Annotated in this window: 14 protein-coding genes; 12 read left to right on the top strand and 2 right to left on the bottom strand. The window is 67.0% G+C overall.

The genetic code is table 11. From position 1 onward, the window contains the following. The first annotated feature begins 2 nt into the window (after nt 1–2). Complete coding sequence (locus AC1HFW_RS25375; RefSeq protein ID WP_479285508.1) at nt 3–1,790, top strand: thiamine pyrophosphate-binding protein; 1,788 nt, start codon at nt 3–5, stop codon at nt 1,788–1,790. A 35-nt stretch (nt 1,791–1,825) separates the two neighbouring features. Here the strand turns inward: AC1HFW_RS25375 and AC1HFW_RS25370 are convergent, their stop codons facing one another. After that, entirely contained in the window at nt 1,826–3,127 is a 1,302-nt protein-coding gene (locus AC1HFW_RS25370) for a citrate/2-methylcitrate synthase (protein WP_104021697.1), read from the bottom strand. A 176-nt stretch (nt 3,128–3,303) separates the two neighbouring features. On the opposite strand from AC1HFW_RS25370, the gene AC1HFW_RS25365 reads away from it, so the two are divergent. The 6 genes from AC1HFW_RS25365 to AC1HFW_RS25340 all read left to right on the top strand — a co-directional run bounded on the left by AC1HFW_RS25365 (nt 3,304) and on the right by AC1HFW_RS25340 (nt 8,594). Then, complete coding sequence (locus tag AC1HFW_RS25365; RefSeq protein WP_479285507.1) at nt 3,304–4,308, top strand: Bug family tripartite tricarboxylate transporter substrate binding protein; 1,005 nt, start codon at nt 3,304–3,306, stop codon at nt 4,306–4,308. A 5-nt stretch (nt 4,309–4,313) separates the two neighbouring features. Further along, a complete protein-coding gene (locus tag AC1HFW_RS25360; protein ID WP_479285506.1) occupies nt 4,314–4,934 on the top strand; it encodes a carboxymuconolactone decarboxylase family protein in 621 nt (206 codons plus the stop codon). Further along, nucleotides 4,931–5,932, top strand: a complete 1,002-nt coding sequence (locus AC1HFW_RS25355) for an ornithine cyclodeaminase family protein (protein WP_241070147.1) — start codon at nt 4,931–4,933, stop codon at nt 5,930–5,932. The genes AC1HFW_RS25360 and AC1HFW_RS25355 overlap by 4 nt, the downstream gene beginning before the upstream one ends. Before the next feature lie 107 nt (nt 5,933–6,039). Continuing rightward, nucleotides 6,040–7,158 carry a cupin domain-containing protein gene (locus AC1HFW_RS25350; protein ID WP_479285505.1) on the top strand — a complete coding sequence of 373 codons (1,119 nt, stop codon included), beginning with the start codon at nt 6,040–6,042 and terminating at the stop codon, nt 7,156–7,158. A gap of 16 nt (nt 7,159–7,174) precedes the next feature. Continuing rightward, a complete protein-coding gene (dapA, locus tag AC1HFW_RS25345) occupies nt 7,175–8,080 on the top strand; it encodes a 4-hydroxy-tetrahydrodipicolinate synthase (protein WP_479285504.1) in 906 nt (301 codons plus the stop codon). A gap of 118 nt (nt 8,081–8,198) precedes the next feature. Next, nucleotides 8,199–8,594, top strand: coding sequence for a hypothetical protein (locus AC1HFW_RS25340; protein ID WP_479285503.1), 396 nt, complete (start codon nt 8,199–8,201; stop codon nt 8,592–8,594). A 53-nt stretch (nt 8,595–8,647) separates the two neighbouring features. On the opposite strand, the gene AC1HFW_RS25335 is transcribed toward AC1HFW_RS25340, so the two are convergent. Continuing rightward, complete coding sequence (locus AC1HFW_RS25335; protein ID WP_238888972.1) at nt 8,648–9,103, bottom strand: lysozyme inhibitor LprI family protein; 456 nt, start codon at nt 9,101–9,103, stop codon at nt 8,648–8,650. A 381-nt stretch (nt 9,104–9,484) separates the two neighbouring features. Here AC1HFW_RS25335 and AC1HFW_RS25330 point away from each other — a divergent pair, with 381 nt between their 5' ends. The 5 genes from AC1HFW_RS25330 (at nt 9,485) to AC1HFW_RS25310 (ending at nt 22,686) form a co-directional block, all read left to right on the top strand. Continuing rightward, nucleotides 9,485–14,839: an autotransporter domain-containing protein gene (locus AC1HFW_RS25330; RefSeq protein WP_479286554.1), complete on the top strand. Its 5,355-nt coding sequence runs from the start codon at nt 9,485–9,487 to the stop codon at nt 14,837–14,839. Nucleotides 14,840–15,363: 524 nt separating this feature from the next. Beyond that, the gene (locus AC1HFW_RS25325) at nt 15,364–18,060 is read left to right on the top strand and encodes a hypothetical protein (protein WP_479285502.1); all 2,697 of its coding nucleotides are present in this window, start codon (nt 15,364–15,366) and stop codon (nt 18,058–18,060) included. A gap of 23 nt (nt 18,061–18,083) precedes the next feature. Next, entirely contained in the window at nt 18,084–19,949 is a 1,866-nt protein-coding gene (locus AC1HFW_RS25320; protein WP_479285501.1) for a TULIP family P47-like protein, read from the top strand. Beyond that, nucleotides 19,946–21,340: a TULIP family P47-like protein gene (locus AC1HFW_RS25315; protein WP_479285500.1), complete on the top strand. Its 1,395-nt coding sequence runs from the start codon at nt 19,946–19,948 to the stop codon at nt 21,338–21,340. Before AC1HFW_RS25320 ends, AC1HFW_RS25315 begins: the two co-directional genes overlap by 4 nt. Next, the gene (locus tag AC1HFW_RS25310; protein ID WP_479285499.1) at nt 21,337–22,686 is read left to right on the top strand and encodes a hypothetical protein; all 1,350 of its coding nucleotides are present in this window, start codon (nt 21,337–21,339) and stop codon (nt 22,684–22,686) included. The genes AC1HFW_RS25315 and AC1HFW_RS25310 overlap by 4 nt, the downstream gene beginning before the upstream one ends. The last annotated feature ends 13 nt before the right edge of the window (nt 22,687–22,699 follow it).

Raw genomic sequence — 22,699 nt, 5'->3', positions numbered from 1 at the left:
CGATGTCTACTCCCACGCACGCCCCGTCCCACCAAGACACGCCCCCGCCCGAATGGGGCAGCGACTACCTGGCCGCGCTGCTGCGGCATCTCGGCCTGGAGTACGTGGCGCTCAATCCGGGCGCCAGCTATCGCGGCCTGCACGACAGCCTGGTCAACTACCTGGGCGACGAATCGCCCAAGATGCTGACCGTGCTGCATGAGGAACACGCGGTCGCGATCGCGCATGGCTATGCCAAGGTGACGGGACGCCCCATGGGCGCCATCCTGCACGCCAACGTGGGCCTGATGCACGGCTCGATGGCGATCTTCGACGCCTATTGCGACCGCGTGCCCGTCATGGTGTTCGGCGCCACCGGCCCGGTCGATTCGGCGCGCCGCCGTCCGTGGATCGACTGGCTGCACACCTCGAAGGACCAGGGCGCGCTCGTGCGCTCGTTCGTCAAATGGGACGCCGAGCCGTACTCGCTGGAAGGCGCGCGCGATGCGGTGCTGCGCGCGCGGCAGATTGCCACGACGCAGCCGCAAGGCCCGGTCTACGTGTGTTTCGACAGCGCGCTGCAGGAAGCGCCCTGCGCGGACGCGCCGCCGCTGCTGCCGCTGGCGCGGCATGCGCCGCCGCCGCGCCCGGGCATTGCCGACCGCCTGGCGCGCGAGGCGGCGCAGCGGCTGCACGCGGCCAGGCGGCCCGTCATCCTGATCGGACGCGTCTCGCGCGACGAAGCCGACTGGGACCGCCGCGTGGCGCTGGCCGAACACTGCGCCGCCACGGTGCTGACCGACTTCAAAGTGGGTGCGGCGTTTCCGACGCGCCATCCGCTGCACGGCACGACGCCGTCGTTCTTCATGGCCGACGAAGGCCTGCAGGCGCTGCGCGAGGCCGATGTGGTCCTGAGCCTGGACTGGGTGGATCTGGCCGGCACGCTGCGCACGGCCTGGGGTCCCGCGCACACGCCGGCCCACGTGATGCAGGTGTCGCTGGACCAGGTGCTGCACAACGGCTTCGGCGGCGAGCACCAGGGGCTGGTGGGCGCGGACACCTATCTGATGTGCGATCCCGACGAGTTCGTGGCGCAGACGCTGGAGGCGCTGCGCGACCTGGGCGATGCGCGCATGGCGGCGGCCGACCTGCCGCCCGAGCCCGACATGGCGCCACAGGAATCGGGCGACGCCGCCGAAGGCATGTCGCTGGCCGTATTCTCGGGCACGGTCAGCCAGCACTTGCGCCGCCATGCGCCCGCCTGCCTGATCCGCGCCAATCTGGGCTGGCCCGGCGACGCGCACCCGCTGGCGCATCCGCTCGACTACCTGGGTTATGACGGCGGCGGCGGCATCGGCTCGGGTCCGGGCATGGCGGTGGGCGCGGCCCTGGGCCTGCGCGGCACGCCGCGGCTGCCGGTGGCGGTGCTGGGCGACGGCGATTATCTGATGGGCGCCACGGCGCTGTGGACCGCCGTCAGCTACGGCATCCCCCTTCTGGTGATCGTGGCCAACAACCGGTCGTTCTTCAACGACGAGGTCCACCAGGAGAAGGTGGCGCAAATGCGCTCGCGCCCGGTCGAGAACAAATGGATCGGCCAGCGCATCGAAGGCCCGGAGATCGACCTGGCGGGCCTGGCTCGCTCGCAAGGAGCGCTGGGCTGGGGGCCGGTGCAGACCGCGGACCAATTGGCCCGGGCGCTGGACGAGGCGATTGCCGCCGTGAAGGCGGGCAAGGTCGCGGTGATCGATGCGCGCGTGGCGCGCGAATACGCCAAGACCATGGCCAAGGCGCTGGGGCGCGGCCACTGAGGCCTGGCGGCGCGGACCTCAGGCCCGCGATGGCCTCACGAGGGCCCGATGTACCGCGCGCGCGGCCGCACCAGGAAACCGGCCAGGCGCTGCTCCAGCGCATGCGCCACCCACCCCGCCGCGCGTCCCACGGACATCAGCGCGCCAGCGGCCCCCAGCGGCGCGCCCAGCACCGCCGACAACACCGCCAGGGCCAGCGGCAGGTTGGGCTTCAGGCCCAGCTCGTTGCTGGCCTGGTCCACCCCTTGCAGCGCCATCTCGCCACGCGCGCTGGCGGGCCCGACCTCGCGCACCAGGTCCAGCAGCAGCGTGGCGCGCGGGTCGCCGTCGGGATAGAGCGGATGGCCGAACCCCGGCACGGGGCTCTTGCGCGCCAGCAGGCTCTTCAGTTGATCGAGATAGGCGTCGCGCGACCGCGCCTGCGCCAGCACCGACTCGGCCTGTTCGCAGCCCAGCCCGGTGAGCATGCCCTCGAAGGCGCCCAGCGCCGTCGTCACGCAGGAGAACAGGTCGGCCGCCGCCGACGCGGCGATGCGCGCGGCAAACGTGGCGGGCGCCAGTTCGTTGTCGGCGCTCAGGATCAATGCCGCGTCCAGCAGGCGCAGGTGCTCGGGCGTATCGCCCACGCGCAGATTGACGGCCAGTATCTGCGCGATGGATTGCGGCGTCTCGTTCAGCGCATAGGTGGGCGGGTCGGCCAGCAGGCCGGTGGCCGCGGACATGGCCTGAATCAACTGGCGCGCGGCCAGCACCGGCGCGCCCAGCGCCAGTTCGGGGTTGCGGCCCAGGCTGGCCGCATAGGCCTCGACCGCCACCGACAGCAGCCGGCGCGCCTGATTGCGCGCGGCCACCTGCACGATGCCGTCGGCCAGCGCCTGGAACCCGACCCCGGGCCTGGCGGGCTGCCAGGCCACCGAGGTGTCGGGCAGCATGCCGTTCCACAGCAGCTCGGTGCAGTCCTCGAAGGTTCGATGGTGCAGCACCAGCTCGGCCGCGGGCTTGCCCCGGTAGCGCGGCCCCTCGGGACCGATGGCGGTGATCGAGGTCTGCATGACCGCGTTGCCGCCCCAGCGGATCATGCGCTCGGCCCCCGCGCCGGTCATGGATCGGCCGCGTCCGCGCGCGGCCAGCGCATCCAGGTCTTCCACGTAGTACAGGTTGCCCTTGCCGCCCACCGCCGGCACCACGCGCACCCAGCCGCGGCTGACATAGGCATACAGCGTCTGCATCTTGATGCCCAGCCGCTCGATGGCGGTGCGCGCATCGACCAACGTCCCCGCGGCGGGAGCGTTCTCGTCAGCCGCCGGGGCGGCCGTTTTCTTGCGTCGGTTTTCCATGCTGCGTGTTCCCGGCCGGTGGCGCCAAGCGTCCGGCTGTAGCGGTTTTCCAGATCACCATGCTAGTTGATTGATTGTAAATCAATCTATACATAGGTTGATTGCGATCCTACGATGATATCCAAAATCACAACGCAAAGTTGGGAACAAAACCCAACAGCCACAAGGAGACAACCATGACGGAACGGAACATCCGCCTGCAGCAATCCCCGCATCGCCGCGCCATCCGCTGGGCCGCCCGGCTCGGCCTGACCCTGATGCTGGCCAGCGCCGCCCATGCCGGCTATCCCGAGCACCCGGTGACGATGATCTCGGCCTTCCCGCCGGGAGGCAGCACCGACGTCATCGGCCGCATGCTGTCGCCGCGACTGGGCGATATCTTCAAGCAGAGCTTCCTGGTGGAGAACCGTGCCGGCGCGTCGGGCAACATCGCCAGCGGCGCGGTGGCCCGGTCCGTGCCCAATGGCGAGACCATCCTGATCGGCAACAACACCATGACGGTCAACGCCGCGTTGGGCGTGGCGCAGAACTTCGATCTGCAAAAGGACCTGACCCCCATCATGGCGATCGCCGAGACTCCCGTCGCGCTGGCCGTCAGCACCAAGCTGCCGGTCAATTCGGTGCAGGAACTGATCGCCTACGGCAAGGCCCATCCCGGCACGCTCAGCTTTTCGTCCTGCGGCACCGGCACGGCGCAGCATTTCGCGGGCGTCGAATTCGCCCACCGGGCCGGCATCGACATGGTCCACGTGCCCTACAAGGGCTGCGCGCCGGCGCTGACGGATGGCATCGGCGGCCAGGTGCCCGTGATCTTCAACGCCATCTCGAACATCAGCCCGCAGCTGAAGACGGGCAAGATCCGCCTGCTGGCCGTGGCCACCAAGCATCGCGTGCCCTTCCACCCCGACGTGCCCGCGCTGGCCGAGCTGCCAGGGTTCGAGGACTACGACTTCGCCGTGTGGATCGGCTTCTTCGTGAGCGCCAGCACGCCGCGGCCCATCGTCGACAAGCTGAGCCAGGAATTCATGGCGCTGGCCCAGGACAAAGCCACGCAGACGGCACTGTCCGACCGCCTGTTCGTGCCCCTGCAGATGAACGGCCCCGAACTGCAGAAGCAGATCGCCGCCGAGCTCGTGAAATGGAAAAAGCTGGCAGACCAATATCACATCACCATCGACTGACGATCATGAGCCAGACCATTCCACGCCTGCAGCTGCAAGACATGCGGCCCGACCTCGCCGAGTACCTGACGCCACGGGTGCGCCGCCTGGGCTACCTGGGCGAGCTGTTCCAGGTCAGCGCCCACGCGCCCGACGTGCTGCTGGACTTCATGCGCTTTACCGAATCGCTCAAAGAGGCCCTGCCCGACAACCTGGCCGAAGTCGCGGTGCTGACCACGGCCACCCTGATGGACAACGCCTACGAGCGCCACCAGCACGAGCGCCTCTGCGTGCGGCTGGGCCTGGGCCGCGACTGGGTCAAGGACGCCGAACGCCTGCAACCCGATTCGGCCGTGTTGCTGTCCGAGGAAGAACGCGCCGTGCAGCGCTACGTCATGGCGGCGGTGCGCACGCGCGGCTTGCAGGCGCAGGACGATTTCGAGCGGCTGGCGGCGCTGCTGCCCGCCAGCCAGGCCGTCGCCATCGCGATGCTGGCCGGCCGCTACATCACCCACGCGCTGGTGGTCAACACCTTCGGGCTGCGCCCGCCGGTGCCTTCCATCTGGGACGACGGCTTCGGCGCCAATGCCGCCGCGGACGCCCCACCCACCGCCAACAGCGCGCCACCCAAGCAAGGAAACCGATGATGACGAATGCAGAACCCGTGTGGATCACTGAAGCCCAGGTCACCGCGCTGCTGACGCTGGACGAGGCAATCCCCGCGCTCGGCACGGGCCTGAGCATGCAGGCGCAGGGCCTGGCGGCCAGCATGCCCAAGACCATGCTGCAGTTCGGCCAGAGCAACCTGCACGCGCTGGGCGCGCGGCTGGGCCACTACGTCGGCACGAAAAGCTGGGCGCATACCGATGGCGGCACATGCCCGCTGCTGCTGCTGTGGAATGCCGAGGATGGCCAACTGGCCGCGATCATCGAGGCGTTCGCGCTGGGCAACATGCGCACCGGCGGCACGACGGGCGTGGCCACGGACTGGCTGGCCCGGCCCGACGCCCGCGTGCTGGCCATGGCGGGCGCCGGCAAGCAGGCGATGTCGCAGGTGGCCGCGGTGCTGGCCGTGCGCGACATCGAGGAAATCCGCGTCTACACCCCGACCGAGGCCTCGCGCGACGCCTTCGCCCTGCGCATCGCCGAAGCCTTCCCCGACCGCGGGCTGCGCGTCAAGGCCTGCGCCAGCATGGCGGCGGCCTGCGACGGCGCGGACGTCGTCACGCTGGCGACGCGCGCGCGCACCCCCTTCGTCGACGCCGGCATGCTCCAGCGCGGCGCGCACCTGAATGCCATTGGCGCCATCGCGCCGGACCGCGAAGAGTTCTGCCAGGACGTGTTCGACCGGGCCGGCGTGATCGCCGTGGACGACCTGTCCAGCGTGCAACGCCTGTCGCGCGAGTTCCGCACCCGCTATGGCGAGGACTGGGAGACGGTGCAGACCCTGTCGACCCGCATCCACGACGGCGCGCGGCGCCCCGCCGACGCCGATCTGACGTTGTTCAAGGCCATGGGCATGGGCCTGTCCGATCTCGCGCTGGGCGTCGAGATCCTGCAACGCGCGCGCAACCAGGGCATCGGCCGCGCCATGCCCGCGCCGGTCAAGAGCAAGCCGCGGTTCTTCGCCGCGCGGCAGGCCTGACGACACGCGCGAGCACCGCGGCCGACCCGCGCTACCCGCAGCCCCCAAAAACACGACGACGCTCGACATACCGACCCGACATCCACACCGAACCCGGAGATCGAACCATGAACGAATACACCCGCGAATTCGAAAAGCTCAATGGCCGCTTCCTTGATTGCGGCGGCGAACCGCCCATTTCGTACAACACGCAATGGGCGCCCATCGTGGTGACCAAGGAAGAAATCGACGCCGAGGTCGAGCGCCTGGCCGCCTCGCCGCTGCCGGCCTCGGGCCGCCGCGAGTCGCTGATCGCCCATCCCAATTCGCGCGAGTTCGCCCCCGGCATGGCGCCGGGCATCCAGGTCCGGCTGTCGGTGCTCAAGCCCGGCGAGCGCACCGCGCCCTTCCGCCACAACGCCACCGAGGTGAATTTCTGCATCCGCGGCCAGGGCGTGACCGAAGTGGGCGGCAAGCAGGTCGCCTTCAAGCAGTACGACGTGTGGAACCACCCCAGCTACACGCCGTACAGCCACTACAACGACGGCAAGGACCTGCAAGTACGCCTGACCTACTCGAACGTGCCGCTGCTGCAGTTCATGGACGTCTACGTGACGGATGCGCAGCCGGACATGGACGCGCGCGCCGGCACGGGCCAGCGCGAGGAGTCCGACGACCCGCGCCGCCGCAATCCCTTCGGCATCTTTCCCATCAACGACGACGGCGGGCTGCTGATGCCCTACGAGACCCTGATCAATCCGACCGCGGTGGATTCGCGCACGCTGCATTTCGCCTGGAACCAGGTCAAGCCGCAGCTGGACAAGCTGGAAGCGCTGGGCAAGGAATATGTGGGACGGCGCCTGTATATGTATTACAACCCCGCCACCGGCCGCTTCAACGGAATCACCCCGAACTTCTTCGCGACCATGACGATCCGGCCGCCGAAGATCATCGACCGCCCGCACCGCCACGTCTCCGCCGCCATCAACTACTACTTCTCCGGCAGCGGCTACAGCAGCGTGGCGGGCAACCGCTACGAGTGGAAAGCCGGCGACCTGATGCTGTCGGCGCCGGGCTGGGCGGTGCACAACCACGCCTCCTACGATGACTACGTGTACGAGCTGACCGTGCAGGACCAGCCCCTGAACATCTTCATGGAATCGCTGCTCTGGCAGGAAGACCTGCACCACCCCGCCGCCGTGCTGGGCAAGCAGGAAGGCTTCATCACCAACCGCAAGGCCGCCTGAACCCCGGAGCACCGCAATGATCACTTTGCAGAAGGACGCCCTGCGGGGCTCGATCCCGCCTATCGTGACGCCGTTCAGGAACGGCAAGGTCGATTACGACAGGCTGGCCAGCCTGATCGACTTCCAGGCGCGCAACGGCACGCATGGCGTGCTGATCAACGGCACCACCTCCGAGCCGTCGACGCTGACCCTCGAAGAACGCAACCAGGCCGTGACTATCGCCGTCGAGGCGGCCCGCGGACGGCTGCAGGTGGTGGCCGCCACCGGCTCGCAATCGCATGCCGAAAGCGTCGTGCTGACCGAGCACGCGGCCCGCGCCGGGGTCGACGCGCTGCTGGTGGTGACGCCGTACTACATCCGGCCGCCGCAACGCGGCGTGGCGGCCTATTTCATCGACCTGGGCCAGCGGGTCGACGTGCCGCTGATGATGTATCACATCCCTGGCCGCACCGCGTTCAAGACCGACCTGGCCACGCTGGAGCAGATTTCCGAGGCGGTTCCCCACTTCGTGGGCATCAAGCATGCCCTGGACGACCACTCGTTCGTGACCGAGATGTTGCATCGCTTCGGCCCCGAGTTCCGCGTTTTCGTGGGGCTGGAGGAATTCACCTTTCCCATGATGTGCCTGGGCGCGGGCGGCACCATGAATGCGGTGGCCAACGTGGCGCCGGCGGAAGTGGCGCAGCTGTGCAACCTGGTGCGCGACGGCAGGCTCGAAGCGGCGCGCGCGTTGCACTTCAAGCTGTTCGAGCTGATGAAGATGATCTTCTGGGACACCAACCCCATCCCGCTGAAATACCTGATGAAGCGGATGGGCCTGCTGGAAAGCAACGAACATCGCCTGCCCATGATGCCCGCGACCCCGGAACTGGAACGCCGCATCGACGCCCTGTTCGAGAAGCTGCAGCTCAAGGCGGACTGAGCCAGGGGGCCGCGTCGACACCCGGCGCGCCCCTGTCCGCGTTCACTGAAGTGGGTGCTCCCGCATGCGCCAGGGCAGATGCGAGTATCGTCTGGCCAGACATGCCGAAGGAGAAAACATGGAAGTCACGTTGCACGGCGTCATGGGCGGCCCGGAAACCGGCGTGCGGTACCTTGCCGCCATCGTGGGCTGCCGGCCGCGGCTCAAGGCCGCGCTCGCGCCGCTCGCGGTGTCCGGTCTCGCCACGCTCGATCTCTCGCTGTGGATCGGCGGCGGCGTGACGGACCACGGCCAGCACGGCTTCGAGGCCAAGGGCCGGTACCAGGCGGCGCGCGAGCAGCTCGGCCTGGTCATCGCGGTGCCACGCCACGAGGCCGAAACGATCGCGGGCGATGCCGAACCAGATGCCGTGCTCGACTGGATCAGGCGCGGCCTGGCGCAACCGACGCTTTCCGCCGCGGCGCGAAAGCTCGACCTCGGCGCCGTAAGCGAGGCGTTGGCCCGGGCTCGCTGAGCACCGTCTCACGCCGACCTGCGCCAGACATGAAGCCCGCAGGGCTTCGCGTATTACTTGCCCGCGGGTCCCAGCGCCTCTGCCCAGTTCTTTTTCATGGCGGCGATGCGGTCCTCGTAAGCGGATTTCAGGCAGGCGGCGTCGGGGCAACGGTCGCGCACGGTGGTGCGCCATTGCGTCTGCTCTTTCGCCACCGGATCGCGCCATTCACCGGTTTCGCCGTCACGGCCGGCGGTTTCGGCCTGAATCCTGTCGTAAAGCGCCTTCGTCTGATCGTCCAGCCTGGACAGCGCCGGGTCGGCGCAGATCAGATGTTCGACATGGGTTTTCGCGGCCTTGCAGTCGAAGCCGGCGGCATGGGCGGTTTCGATCGGCAGGAAAGGCGCGCTGGCGAAGACCGCGCAGATGACGGCCTGCAAGATCGCATGTTTGCCTTGAGCGCGTTGCCGGCGCCGGCCTTCCATGATGCCGGCCGGGATTGCCGCGAGAACGGGGTTGCGCACGTCCATCACTCCTGAATAGTCCACGGCCACCGATAGGGTGGACCAGCGGCCGATTCTCCCGTTTGTCGGGAGGTTGTGCAACTTTTGGCGCCGGTATGCCTTGCCCCCAAGGCAGGCGGCTTTTTCAGGATGGAACTGATTAGAGCCTCGTGTTACTCACCGATAGGGTCAATGGCCGACCACCCAGGCATGCGCCTTGAGTAACGCAAGCTGGATAAACATTGGCCCTTCTTCCGTTCTATTTTTGTAATAAAAAGTTGCGCAGCGGTATCGTCTCGCCCCCGCCGGAAATCGTCCGCGCCTGGCTGTCGCCGTCCTTGGCTGCTCCGCGTCGCGGACGCCACGCAGCGATCACCGCTAATCCTGGAGGAGCAGGCCTTGAATCACGTGTACCGCCTGGTATGGAACCGCGCTATGCGCATGTGGCAGCCCGTGTCGGAGCTGGCGGCCCAACCACGCGGCGGCGCGGCGCCCACGGAGGTTTACGCGCCGGTGCGGTGGCGCTTGCACGCGATGGCCGCGGCCCTGGGGCTGGGGCTGGCCGCCTGGGGGCCCGCCGCCATGGCGGACTGCGCCGTCTCCGGTATGACGGTGACCTGCGGCACGCCCGCCAATCAGCAGTTGCCCAACTACGCCGACGCGAGTGACGGCCTGAGCGTGACGGTAGGGCCGAACGGCACGGTGGGCGTGCTGCTGGGCACGGGCGGCACGGCGATGCTGCTGCAGGGCAACAATGGGTCGGTGATCAACAACGGCGTCGTCGACGCGTTTGCGTTGGGCAGCGGCCTGGCCGTGGTGTCGTCGGGCCTGGTTCTGGGCAAGCCGGAAGGGAGCACGCCCACGGTCGGCACGTACTCCGTCCAGAACGGGGCCCCCGGCCGCATCGGCGGCTCGGGCCGAGATACTTACGAAGCGCAACTGGCCGATCTGAACGGGATGGCGCTGTCCATCCACAACGGCCCGGGCGGCGTGACCAACGTCACCAACAACGGCATCATCCGCGCCGCGCCGGTGGCCAACGGCAGCCGGTCGGGCGCCGACATCGCGGCCGTGGCGATCTATGGCGGCGGCTTGACCAATTTCACCAACAGCAGCACCGGCACCATTGTCGGCCGGGTGGCTTTCGAGGCGGCCGGTTCCCTTCTCGGCAACTACTTCAGGAACGGCGGCGTCATCAATGGCAGTGTGTCGCTGGGGGCGGGTAGCAAGAATACGTTCATCGCCGAGTCCGGCTCCTCGGTCAGCGCGGCGGGCCTGACGACCGGAACGATCGGCGTCACGTCCGTGGCGGGCCTGCTGTTCGCCAAGCCCGGCACGGTGGATGGCGGCGCCGGCGGCACCAATTCCCTGGTGTTCGCCGACACCTTCAGCCGTGGCCTGACCACCGGCGTGGCCGCCGGCACCTACCTGAATTTCAACAGCCTGACCGTCACCGGGGGCACCTGGACGCTGTCGGGCGGTCCGTTGCTGCCCACCGGCAGCAGCATCACGCTCAACGGCGGCACGGTACGCGTCGATGGCAGCGGCGCGCTGGGCACGGGCGCGATCGATGCGGCGGGCGGCGCCGTCGGCGCATCCGCGGCGGGCGTGTCGGTGGGCAACACCTTCCGGCTGGGCTCGGGCGGCCTGACGCTGGACGGCGCCCAGGCGTTCACGGTGTCGGGCCTGTTGACGGGCACCGGGGGGTTGCGGGTGAGCGGCACCCAGGCGGTCACCTTGACGGGCGCCAATGACTACACGGGCAGCACGATCGTCAATGCGGGGGCCTCGCTCAAGGGAAACACCACCAGCCTGCAGCGCAATATCGTCAACAACGGCACGGTGACCTTTTCCGACGCGGCCAATGGCAGCTACGGCGGCGCGATATCGGGCAGCGGTAATCTGGTCAAGGAAGGCTCCGGCACACTGACGGTCAACGGCCTGCTCAGTCATGGGGGCAATACGGCCATCCAGGCCGGCGTCCTGCGGCTGGGCGCGGGCGCATCGCTGGGCCCAGCGACGACGGTGAGCTTGAGCGCCGGCGCCGCACTGGACCTGTCGGGAGCCGCGAATCAGTACATCAACGGACTGGCCGGCCTGGGCGGCACGGTCGTGTTGGGCGGGAATACGCTGGGCCTGTTCAATATAAACGCCACGACGTTCAGCGGCGTGATCGAAGGCAGTGGCGGCTTGGTCAAAGGCGGACTTCAGACGCAGACCCTGACGGGCGCCAATACTTTCACCGGCGGCGTCAACATCACGGGCGGCAAGTTGGCGCTGGGCTCGGGGGGCAGCCTGGCCGCGGGCTCGGTGGTGACGGTGGGGGCGCAGGGCGCCTTCGATATCGCGGCGGCCTCCGATACGACGTTGGCGGCGCTCAATGGCTCGGGCGGAGAAGTGACGCTGGGAAGCAGGACGCTTACGCTGGGAGCGGGCACCTACGCCGGCGTGATCACCGGCACCGGCGGCATCACCAAGAACACGGCGGGCAGCCTCACGCTCAATGGCTTGAACACCTACACGGGAACCACCCAGGTGAGCGCGGGCGCGTTGCTGGTGGGCGGTGCGGCCGCCAATGCCGGCGCCCGCTTGAACGGCGCGGTGACGGTGGCCAACGGCGCCTCGATCGGCGGCTTCGGCCAGGTGAACGGCAACGTGGCCGTGCAGTCGGGTGGCCGCCTGGCCCCCGGGGCGCCAGGCGGCGTCTTCACCGTCAATGGCAACCTGACGCTGGCGCAGGGCAGCCAGATGGACTTTTTCTTCGGCGCGCCCGGCAGCTCGGGCGCCGCGGGCGCCGGGCATAGCGTGCAGGTCAACGGCGACCTGACGCTGAACGGCGCGCAGCTCAACGTCAACGATGGGGGCGGCTTCGGCATCGGCCTGTACCGGCTGTTCGACTACACCGGTTTGCTGACGACGAACAACGGCGGCATCACCGGCCTGACGACCGGACAGACCTTGCAGACGCTCAGCGGATCCAAGCAGATCAACCTGATCAACGCGGCGGGACTGACGCTCAATCTCTGGAACGCCGATCGCACCGCGACGCCCAATCAACTGGGCGGCGGCTCCGGCGTCTGGTCCAGGACCAACGCCAACTGGACGGACGCCAGCGCCTCCGTGACATCGGCGTTCTCGCCCGTCAATGCGTTCGCCATCTTCGGCGGCACGGCGGGCACCGTCACGGTGGATGGTGGCGCGGGCAATGTCAGCGCCAGCGGCGTGCAGTTCGCCAGCGACGGCTACCGCCTGAACGGCGACGCGCTCAACCTGGTGGCGCCGTCGGCCGGCGCCCTGAGTGAATTTCGCGTGGGCGACGGCAGCCCCGCGTCGGCCAACTGGACCGCCACGCTGGACAACGTCGTGGCCGGCAATGGTATCAACAAGACGGGCCTGGGCACCCTGGTGCTGTCCGGCGCCAATACCTATGACCAGACGCGCCTTTCCGCGGGCACGCTGTCGGTGTCTTCCGACGCCAACCTGGGCGCGGCCTCGGGCGGCCTGGACTTCCAGGGCGGCACGCTGCGGGTCACGGGCACCGCCTTCCAGAGCACGGCGCGCACGATCACGCTGGGCGCGGCGGGCGGCGGGTTGGACATCGCCGACGCCGGCAACACCTTCACGGTGGCGCAATCCCTGTCCGGCAACGGCGGCCTGGCCAAGCTGGGCGCGGGCACATTGGTGCTGACCGGCGCCAACACATACCTGGGCACCACCACCGTGGCCGGCGGCAAGTTGCAGGTGGGCGATGGCGCGACCGCGGGCAGCATCGCCGGCGACGCCGACATCCAGGCCGGCGGCACCCTGGCGTTCAAGCGTAGCGACCGCGTGGTCTATGGCGGCGCGATTTCCGGATCGGGCAACCTGCGCCAGGAAGGCAGCGGTGCGCTGGTGTTGACGGGCGACAGCACGTTCACCGGTACCACGACCATCGCGTCCGGATCGCTGCAGGTCGGCGACGGCGGCGCCAGCGGCACGCTGGGCGGCACGATCAATATCAACAGCGGCAGCCTGATATTTAACCGGGCGACCGATTCCGTGTTCGCGGGCGCGCTCGCCGGCAACGGCTCGGTGTTGAAGGTGGGCGCGGGCGCACTGGCGCTGACGGGCGATAGCAGCGGCTACACCGGCACGACCGCCGTGTCGCTCGGCGACCTGCAAGTGGATGGCAAGCTGGGCGGGACGGTCCTGGCGACGGCGGGCACCACGGTGTCGGGCGTGGGCACCCTGAACCAGCTGAACGTGGGCTCGGGCGCCACCTTGTCGCCAGGCAACACCGCCACGCCGTTCGGCCGCCTGAATGTCCTGGGCAACTTGAATCTGTTGCAGGGCGCGTCGTATCGCGTCGCGGCGGCGGCCGCTGGCCAGCACAGCAGCGTCAACGTCAGCGGCGTCGCCAACCTGGCGGGCTCGGTGCTGCACATGGGCCAGAACGGCACCTACGCGCCGTCCACGACCTACACCATCCTGACCGCGGGCGGCGGGGTGCAGGGGCGGTTTGACCAAGTCTCCAGCAACCTCGCGTTCCTGACGCCGTCGCTGGCCTATGGCAGCAATCAGGTGGACCTGACCGTCCAGCTCAAGCAGGTGCCCGGTGACGGCGGCACGCGTCCGATCGAATTCGCCGACGCCGCCTTCACGGGCAACCAGCGTTCGGTGGCGCGTGCGCTGCAAAGCCTGCCGGCCGACAGCGCGCTGTTCCGCCGCGTGCTGAACCTGCCCAATGGCGCGCCGGCCGACGTGTTCAATGGCCTGTCCGGCGAAACCCACGCGACCACGCTATCTGTGCTGCAGGGCGTGGCCAACAGCTTCGTGCAGGTTCCGATGAACCGCTTGCGCGCCAATCTTGCGGCGGGCATGCTACCCGGCGTGCCGACGGCACAGCTGGGCCTGGGCAATGCCGCCGCCTTGCCGCAATCGGCCGCGCAACCTTTGTGGGCGCAGGTCTTTGGCAACTGGAGCTCGCTGGGCGGCAACGGCAATGCGGCCCGCACCACGCAGAGCGACAGCGGCGTGTCGGCTGGCGGCGACGTGGCCGTGGGCGGCGGCTGGCGCCTGGGTGGCGCGGTCGGCTATTCCAACAGCCGCAGCCGCACCGGCGACCGCGCGTCCAGCTCGGAGGCGGACAGCTACAGCCTGACGGTCTATGGCGGCAAGGCGTTCGACGCCGGCAGCGCCAAGCTCAACCTGAGCCTGGGCGCGTCCTACACCTGGCACGACATCAAGACGCAGCGCTACGCCGACGCGGCGGGCTTGCCGCAGACGCTGAAGGCTGACTACGACGGCAACACCACCCAGGTGTTTGGCGAACTCGGCTATGCCATGCCACTGACCGATCGCCTCACGCTGGAGCCTTTTGTCGGCGCCGGCTTCAGCAGCCTGCGCACGCGCGCCTTCACCGAGTCTGGCGGCGACGCCGCGCTGCGCGGCGATGCCGGCCGCAACAACGTCACCACCACCACGCTCGGCCTGCACGCCCGCAGCGCCTTCGAAAGCGCCGGCGCCCAGGGGCAGCTGTTCGGCACGCTGGGCTGGCGCCATGCCTTTGGCGATGTCGATCCGGCCAGCACCCTGTCGTTCGTGCAGGGCGGCGAGTCCTTCACCACCAATGGCGTGCCGATCGCGCGCGACGCCGCGCTGGTCGAGCTGGGCGTGAACATGGCGGTCAGCAAACGCACCACGGTGGGCGTGATCTACGGCGGACAGTTCGGCGAGGGCAATCAACAACACTCGGGCACGCTGGATGTGCGCTATCGCTTCTGATCGCGGACATCGATCCCCGCCTGGCCGCAAGACGTGACCCTGCCCGACACCTGGACTTGCCAGGTGCGGCAGGGTCAGGGGCAGAGAGCCCGTCGGAGACCACATTTCCGACTCCGTTGAACAGCTGCAACAAACTTGCTGCTGAGCCAAAAAAAATTCCTTTCGGCAAACCTACTCTGCATTCCAGCAAACCTCGCTGGTGGAATCTTTACGTACATACGATAAGGTTTGTTACATAGCATACGGATCGACCCGCAACGGGTCTGCACTCCGTGGCCTGCCCCGCCCCGGAACCATGGCAGGGCATCCCCCAATTCTTACCGGGACGAGCCATGTCGATTTTTCCAAGCGTCTGCGCATTCCCCCCTGCGGGAAGCCACCTGAACAACGCCACCCTGGGATGGGATGCCGTCTACGCGTTGAGATACAGCACCCTGAACCAGTCGCTTTCAGCGACAGCCGTCCCGCCCCCTCCATGGGTCCAACACGGCCCGCTTACCGTGGACGGGTTCGTGAATGAAGGCATGCTGCAGACCGCTTCCGTCATCGACGTGCGAATCGCCCGGGGCGGAACAGGCGAAACCCTGAAATGGCAGCTCCAAGTACAAGCGGCTGGGTACGCCAGTGCGCTGCCCGGCGTGCCCAACATCACTACGCCATTCCGGCTGACCATCGAGCTCGCCACCCAGCTGCGCATTATCGAGGACCCTGCCTCGCCCGGCCTGCTGCATGTCAAGGTGCATACGGCCAAGCTCGACCCTGCCCAACCTGACCTTGGTTACCAGCCGCCGGAAATCCGCAGTATCACCATCAATGCCTCGGATATCGCCTCAAGCGGGCTATCGGCGATGCAGGTCAGCGCCATCCAGCTGGTCATCCTCTCGATCCTCCAGAACACGTTGCCGCCGCACTATGCCGTGCTGTTCGACGCCACGCCGCTCTCAAGCATCCTGACACAGGCGTTCGCCAAAGAGGTCGACATCCCATGGCTCAAGCCTTCGCTCTATCGCGCCGCGGCCAAAGACCTGCCCCTGGATCCACAGGACGGCATACTTGCCGTTTTGATGATGACGGAAGACCACAGCCCCGATGGTGTCGACGTCGCCGTGTCGGCGCTGGCCTTCCCCGTCAATCCGGGGATAAACGCCGCGGTCATACTGAAAAGCGCGCTCCTGGCCCGCACCACCCTGCTCACGCAACTCAATCAGGAACTGACGAACAGTGCCTTCGGCACCATGCAGGAGTTGAAGGACGAGCCTGGCGTCCTCGCCAATGAAAGGGCCATCTCCCTGGCCTACCGCATCGACGACGACAATGGCCAGGCCACCCTGATCCCGACCAAGGCAGTCGCGGAATCCAATGGCGTGACCTTCCCCGCCTCGATCGCGCCAGGCGCCTTGAGATTCGAAATTGCCAACGGCGCCATCACCGTCAACATGACGGAAGTGCGCGTCAAGCTCGAAGGCAAAAACACCCTCGTGCTGTCCATGAGCGCCAGCTTCGGTCTGGTCGTCGATCCGACCACGCAGGAAATCGACATCAGCCTGGACGGCAGCCCCAAAATCGTCAGCCACTTCGAAGCGGCCCGCGAGTCGGGCTGGGTCGTCTGGGCACAGTATGGCGCCATCCTCGGAAGCATCATCATCGGCGAGGCCGGCGCCTTCGTGCTCGACAAGTTCCGGGGCCTGTACGCCGGCGTGTCCGACAAGCGAATGGCGGTTCACCTGGACGACTATTTCGCCGCCTTGCGTCAATCCGAGAAGGAAAATCGGCCGGTGGAAATTGGCATCGGGCTGAAACGCACAATGGTCGTGGACTACCGGCCCGGCGAGCCCGGGACCGTCCTCCAAGGCGAACGCGTATCCACGCCGCTGAATCCGGCATACCGAAAAGCGCTCAAACTGAATGCCGCCTATCCCGACGGGCTCGCGCCCGCCGGTGCTCGACCGGGCCAGATCGAACTCACAGGCAATCCCGCACAGGAACGCCCGCAAGCGAACCAGGGGAATCAGGGAACACAGCCAAACCTGGGAACCCAGCCGAACCTGATCACCGAGCCGCTGAATGACTCAACGATGCCTTTGACAGGCAATCAGCAGGATGGCCGGTCTCGCCGCCCCTTGAAGCCTGACGGGACGCCCTTGAAGATCTTGCGGCCCAATCGTGCGCGCCCACTCGTGATCGAGGCGCCCGTGCCCGACCACCCCGCTGGCGTGAGGGACCCGCTGCTCGACCCCCACCTGCCTCAAGGACTTAACGAACCAGACGAACCCCTGCACGCGCCTCGGCCGCAGTTGCGGCGCTTTGACCGCGACCAGGTTATCGCGCAAGGAAATCTCAAACTCAAGGCGGAATGGCTGATCGCCGACGTGCTCTATCTGACCCGCGCGGACCCGGCGCTGCGCGAGGACCTGATCACCACTTGCTCCCGACAGGTACCGGAAGCCCATCAGGCGGCTCTCGCCGCGGCGTTGAACAACATTGCCGAAGCCGACCACATCCAAAGTGGCGAAAGCACTCATCTGGGCAAGATCAGCCACATTCCGAACCTGGCGAAATCGACCTATGAAGGCACGATCAAGTGCCTGGATTCCTGGTTGAACTCCGGCAAGATCACGGCGGCGGAGTACCAGGTGATCGTCCAGCAATTCCCGGAGTTCACCCAGGAACCGGAGCTGGCCAAGGGGGCGGGCAGCCGGCACACAGGCGGAAGGGCGTCGCATATCCATGTCGAGACGCGCGCCAGATTCAGGGACGACGGCCACCCCGCCCCAATGCTGCTCGCGCAACTGGATGCCGCGGAGCGCACGATCATGATCGAGCGGGAAGGCCAGGCATCCATCAAAGGCAACGCGGCGCTGAGTCGTGCCCTGATGCGTCAGATCATGCAGGATGACCGCCGGCCGGCGTGGTTGCACCTGGCGGGCGTGGTGGGCTACCTGTCCATGCTGGCCATTGGCTACTTTGGCGGCAACGCCTTCTCCAACCTCCTGACTCCCGCCAGCAAGCAGCAGGCCGAGTCAGACCGCAAAGCCAGCGAAAAGCTCACCAATGCTGCCGCGGCGCAACCCAGCAGCATCATCTTCAACGCCATCACCTTCCCGCTGATGGCCCGTCACACGACCGGCGGAGTGATCGACCCGACCGTGCCTCCACCCTCCGCCGTGCTGAAGTGCGCCGCGGTGAACGGCGGCCTGGTGCTTGGCGTGTCCATCACCTGACCCACTTCGTAGAGAGATTTCACATGAGCGACTCGAGCTTCGTCACCAGTATCTTTCGCAAGGGGATAGGCACCGCGGAAATGGGCGGCTGGGACACCATTTACGCAGTGCGCACGCCGTTGATCAACGACGCGCTGCGTCGACATTTCGCCGACAACCCGGACACGCTGCGCTTTCGCCATGAACACGAAGGCTGCGGCATCGAAGGTGTATTCGGTCCGTGGCAGATCACCACGGGCGGTTCGGGCAGGCAACTGCGCCTGCATCTGCCGATCGTTTCAGGCACGGCCACGCTCAATGGCCTGGGCGTGCCGCTGGAGTACGACCTGTCCCGCGCCAGCGCAATCGCGGAAATAACGCTGGGGTTTCACCCCGTGTCGTCCAAACCCGATGGCAGCGCGCTACGAGCAGAACTGCGCATCAACGGCCGCCGACCGGCGCCCAGCGGCGGCGATGCGGCCTCGATCGGCGACCGGCAGCAGTACATCCCGGCCGACCAGGATGGCGATGCCGAAGCCGAGGACCCGCCGATCACGGTTCGCTCGCTGACCGGCGTCGCGAACAAGGGCGCAAAATCGCCCCTGGACAGCATCGCCCCTGGCATGATCAGCCATACGCTGGCGGCCTGGTTGCTGGAGCATGCTGAGGTATTCGATTTCGCATTTCTGTCCGTGAACATCGCCACCGAGGCCGCCAAGACCTTGACATGGCTGGCGCCGTCCCACGTCTGTTACGCCATCGCGCACCCGATGCAGGGCAAAGAGCAGACGCACGACGTGGAACACAGTATTTTCGCCATCATGGCGATGACCGAAGGCCGCGATCCCGATGGCGCCAGTGATACGCTGACGGCCAACGCCATCCCGCTCAACGAAGGCGTGAATGCCAGCTTCCTGATCTCTCCACGCCTGATCCTGGAGAAATTCCTGTTGCCCGGCCTGCCCGCCCTGTTTGACGCAAAGCCGGGCGACTTTATCCTCGGTTCGAACGGCAAGACCATCGAGAACTGCAGCGATCTACACCTCAAGCTGCAAATGGAGAACAGCACCTACTTGGGCACCAATCCCGTTCCCGCCACCATTACCGTAGGCAATTTCAGCCTGACACTGACCGACACGCACCTGGTGCAGGATTTCAAGGAAATTACTTTTCCCTACGGCAACCACAACGAACTCGACGTGCAAATGTCGCTGGCGGGGCAAAGCCAACTTGGCATCGACGAGAACAAGCATTTTGCGCTGTTGATGGAGCCCAACCCGCGCGCCACCCTGAGCGCGCAACCCGACCAGCGCAAGGTTGCCATGGAACAGATCGTCGCCATGGGCGTGACCCTAGTGCTGATGTTGGGCACTTCATTCCTGTTTGCCAGGATGGCGGGCGCCGCCCGCAGCGGGCAAGCCGCGACGCGCGCCGTGACGCAGGCCGAAGCCACTGCCGCGGAAGTGGCTTCGGTGGCAGAAAGCGGCGCAGCTCGCGCGGTCTCGGTCGAAGTCGCCGCCGAAGCCAATGTGGTGTCCTCCAGCACCGTCACGGCGGAATTGGTCGAGACCACGGCCGCCGAGATGCAACAGGGCAGCAGCTGGACTTTCTCAGGTTTTTTCGAACGCTTCTGCGCGAAGACGCTGACCATGATGCTTGCCCAGACCGTCTCCCAGATGGCCGGACAGGTCATCGGCAACATCAGCAACTTCGACTTGCTTTCGTTGTACAAGAACGAGCCCTCGAAGCTACCCACGCTGGCGACCTTCGGAACGCACTGCATCAGCGCGACTGAGTGGCCCCATACCGAAGGCGCCACGTTACTATGCGCGGGCCTGAACGGCCCGCTGGCGCTGGGCTTCGCACTGGAAAAGTCGCCGGAATCGGGGAAGCCCCCCGCGCAAGCATGAACGCGATCGTGCAAGCGCCTCGCCGGGGCGTTCCCACCATGGGCTGGGACCTGGTGTACGCCGTCGAGATCGGCCGCATCAACGCCCGAATCGCCGCCCGCCAGGAAGAGCCCCGTCTCTTTCATGCCACCTACGGCGACAAGGTCACCGTGCAAGGCGCGCTGGGCGCCTGGAAAATCGTGCCAGGCGGATCGGGACACCTGGTATTCCTGCGGGTGCCCATTCTGGACGCGCTGCTCCTCCAGGGTGACCACGAGCAGGCATTCCAGGGAGCGGCGACCCTGTCGTTCAGCCTCACCTATCTGGAAGAGGCCGGCGGCCACACGCTACGCGTGCGCCATGACACGAACGATAAGGACGCCGCCTTCCAGATCGAAAAACTGGAGGTCAGTGGACTGAGTGGATTGATGGCCCGCTCGATCGTCGAGACCGCCCTGCAGGAATGGCTGGCCGCGCACGACGATGCGTTCGAACACGTCTTTGCCACCATTCAGCTGGAAGCGTTGCAATCCGACTCGGCCCATGCCTGGCTCAAGCCGACGACGGTCAGCTACGCGTATGCCGACCGGCCCGCGCGCGGCGACGGGGTACTGGCCATCCTGGCCATGACGAATGGTCGCCCCGGCGATCACCTGGCGCAGCAAGTGATGGCCAGCGCCATCACCGACGACCAGGCGGCCGCGATGCTGATTTCACCGCACCTGCTGCTGGACTGGCTGATCCGGCCCTCGCTGCCCCTGGCCTACCCGGGAACGAAGCGCGAGGACTTCGAGTTCGTCGGCGATTTTCCGATGCTCCAGCTTCAAGCCCCCTGCAAGTTGACCGTGGACGCCGACAGCAAACTTCCCGCCGCTCCGACGCTCGAGGCCCTCACGATTTCGTTCAACGGCAACGAATTCGTCTGTGTCAGCGAGACGTCGGTCAGTGACGGCACCATCACCGAACATCGCCGGTGCAATAGCCGCCAGGTGCTTCGCATGCAGACCGATGCCAACGGCAAGCCTGGCATCGCGTTCGTCCAGCAGGGCCAGCCGGACGTCCGCTCCTGGACCACCGTCAACCCGGAAGCCCAGGCCAGCGCCAACAAGGCGGCCGAGTGGATCATGGCGGTGGGGACGGTCGTGGCGATCATGGTCGGCGGTCCGATCGCGGTCACCATCATGGTCATTTCCGTGGTGACCAGCGGCCTCATCAAGATCAGCCCAGTCCTCGCGGCACTTGCGCATCAGTACTTATCCAAGCCCTACGTGCAGAACGTGGACCTTCTGGCGCTCAACGCATTCAGGCCCTTTGCCTGGCACGGCGGTGCAGACTTCTCGCTGGAATCCGTGGACCTGGCTGAAAGCCTGCGCATTTCGGGCTCGCCGTGGCCCTCGGAGACGTCCGTATGAGTGTACGCGTCGACACCCTGGGCTGGGATATCGCCGTGGGCATTCCCCTGCCTATCGCCAATGCCGCGCTCGCCCGTTCCCACGACAGCCTGGTCACCGCCTTCGACTTCCTTGGCGAAGACATGGGGCAGCCGTATCGCCTGCACGGCGAGTTTGGCGCCTGGTCGGTGCTGGGCGGCGCGGGCGAATTGATCGATATCGCCCTCCCGGTCCAGACAGGCGTCTTTACGCTGCCAGCCGGCGGTCCGCTGGCTGCCGCATCCCATGACCTGGAAGGCGCCGTCGTACGGTTGCGCACGCGTTTGCGCTTCGCTGAGCCGGACGCCGATAGCGGCGCCGTGTCGTTGCTGTTCGCCTTCGATGAACTGGCGCCCGGCGGCGCCGCGGACGACATGGTAGGCGCGGCCCGCCTGATCGGCGGTCCCAAGCTCTCACCAGAGGCGGCCGCCATCCTGCCACAAGCCATAGCAGCCTGCCTGGCCCATCATTTCGCTGACGTGCGTTTCGTCTTCGCCACGTTCACTCCCCACGCCGACCTGCCCATCCCCCTGCAGCCGGCCTGCGCACATAGCGCCTATGTGGCGCATTGTCCTGCGGAAGGGCCGGGCGCGCTTATCGTCCTGTGGGCCAGCGAACGCCAGGATGCTAACGGAGCGACCTTGCCGCCCCCCCCTGCCATGGTGCCCGAGGCCATGCGAATCGTCGCGGACTGCGCCACGGTAGCGCTTTCCGCGGAACTGGCAGTCGGACACGTGCTGCGCGCGGCCCTGGCTCGCGGTTGGGAGCGCGCCCAGGATGACGACACGCTCAGGATCGCGCCGGACACCTTCGATTGCAGGGTGGAGGCTGACGGCACCACCTGGCTGCAGGCCCGCACCCCGCTCGATGCCGTAATCGCGGTCGAGGGCAAGCGATTCGGACTACGCGCCAAGGCGCTGACGCTGCAAGCGAAGGGAGACTATGTCACGCTCAGCTATCACTTGGGCTTCAAACCCCTTTTCTTTCCGTCCGCCATCATCACGCAGACCTATCTGGCACGGGTTGGAGCACACGGCCGGTTCGGCCTGGCGACGTCGGGCCTGACGCTGGAGCCCACGGCGCAGACCATCAGCCAGGGCGCTGGCACCGAGCCGATCAGCTTGGCGGATCTGAGGTCTCGCGAGGGCGCATGGGCCGAAGCCATCATGCGCGCGGCCAGGGTGCCGGAACGCTTGAAGTATGTCTTCGAGCTTGTGGCCGTTCCCCTGGGCATCACGCTGTTTGGCCATACCCCGGTCGTGCCCCAAACGGGCTATCTGAATGGCGGCATCTTCTTTCAGAGCGCCATTACCTTCCCCGCCGACTGATCATCCTCGTCCG

The sequence above is a fragment of the Achromobacter sp. ISS7 genome, from assembly GCF_056523125.1.
Note: the sequence above shows the minus strand (reverse complement) of the source record. Positions and strands in the feature narration are given on the sequence as shown.

Excerpts from the sequence above, each read along its gene's own strand:
- AC1HFW_RS25375 (WP_479285508.1), top strand. The coding sequence starts at position 3 with ATGTCTACTCCCACGCACGCCCCGTCCCACCAAGACACGCCCCCGCCC.
- AC1HFW_RS25370 (WP_104021697.1), bottom strand. The coding sequence starts at position 3,127 with ATGGAAAACCGACGCAAGAAAACGGCCGCCCCGGCGGCTGACGAGAAC.
- AC1HFW_RS25365 (WP_479285507.1), top strand. The coding sequence starts at position 3,304 with ATGACGGAACGGAACATCCGCCTGCAGCAATCCCCGCATCGCCGCGCC.
- AC1HFW_RS25360 (WP_479285506.1), top strand. The coding sequence starts at position 4,314 with ATGAGCCAGACCATTCCACGCCTGCAGCTGCAAGACATGCGGCCCGAC.
- AC1HFW_RS25355 (WP_241070147.1), top strand. The coding sequence starts at position 4,931 with ATGATGACGAATGCAGAACCCGTGTGGATCACTGAAGCCCAGGTCACC.
- AC1HFW_RS25350 (WP_479285505.1), top strand. The coding sequence starts at position 6,040 with ATGAACGAATACACCCGCGAATTCGAAAAGCTCAATGGCCGCTTCCTT.
- dapA (WP_479285504.1), top strand. The coding sequence starts at position 7,175 with ATGATCACTTTGCAGAAGGACGCCCTGCGGGGCTCGATCCCGCCTATC.
- AC1HFW_RS25340 (WP_479285503.1), top strand. The coding sequence starts at position 8,199 with ATGGAAGTCACGTTGCACGGCGTCATGGGCGGCCCGGAAACCGGCGTG.
- AC1HFW_RS25335 (WP_238888972.1), bottom strand. The coding sequence starts at position 9,103 with ATGGACGTGCGCAACCCCGTTCTCGCGGCAATCCCGGCCGGCATCATG.
- AC1HFW_RS25325 (WP_479285502.1), top strand. The coding sequence starts at position 15,364 with ATGCTGCAGACCGCTTCCGTCATCGACGTGCGAATCGCCCGGGGCGGA.
- AC1HFW_RS25320 (WP_479285501.1), top strand. The coding sequence starts at position 18,084 with ATGAGCGACTCGAGCTTCGTCACCAGTATCTTTCGCAAGGGGATAGGC.
- AC1HFW_RS25315 (WP_479285500.1), top strand. The coding sequence starts at position 19,946 with ATGAACGCGATCGTGCAAGCGCCTCGCCGGGGCGTTCCCACCATGGGC.
- AC1HFW_RS25310 (WP_479285499.1), top strand. The coding sequence starts at position 21,337 with ATGAGTGTACGCGTCGACACCCTGGGCTGGGATATCGCCGTGGGCATT.